The organism is Arsukibacterium sp. MJ3, from assembly GCF_000987765.1.
Lineage (GTDB): Bacteria > Pseudomonadota > Gammaproteobacteria > Enterobacterales > Alteromonadaceae > Alishewanella.
Genome location: NZ_LAHP01000170.1, coordinates 1 through 470, shown reverse-complemented (window position 1 = coordinate 470; position 470 = coordinate 1). Strand labels below are relative to the sequence as shown.

The 470-nt window shown below is 50.6% G+C and carries 1 pseudogene; it reads left to right on the top strand.

Features of this window, described 5'->3' with window-relative positions:
* Positions 1-415, top strand: a pseudogene (ubiB, locus tag VT06_RS18885) (ubiquinone biosynthesis regulatory protein kinase UbiB); the annotation flags it as partial.
* Positions 416-470: the final 55 nt, after the last annotated feature.

Below are 470 nucleotides of genomic sequence, written 5' to 3'. Positions count from 1 at the left end.
CTTACTGTACGTAGAGGGCCTTGGTAGGCAGCTATACCCGCAACTTGATTTGTGGAAAACTGCCAAGCCTTTCCTAGAGCGCTGGATGGATGAGCAAATGGGCTGGCGGGCTTTAGTGCGTAACGTGCGTGAACAAGCACCGTTTTGGGCCGAGAAGCTGCCAGAAATGCCCGGCTTATTGTACGATACATTGCAAGAAGTTCGGCGCGGCAGCCACACGCAAAAAGAGTGGGCGGAGAAATTTATTGAGCATCAACGTAAAGCTGCAATCAGCCGTTGGTGGAGTTTGTTAGCGGCCAGTTTAACAGTATCTGCGGCCATGCTGGTGTATGCTAGTGATATTGTGCTGTGGCCTGTAGTTGCCGGCTTTGCAGCAGCATTCAGCTGGTTGCAAGCGTGGGTTCGGAAGCCATAGTAAATGGTGGCGTGATGTTATTACTGGCATATTCTTGGCAAGCAAGTTAATCATG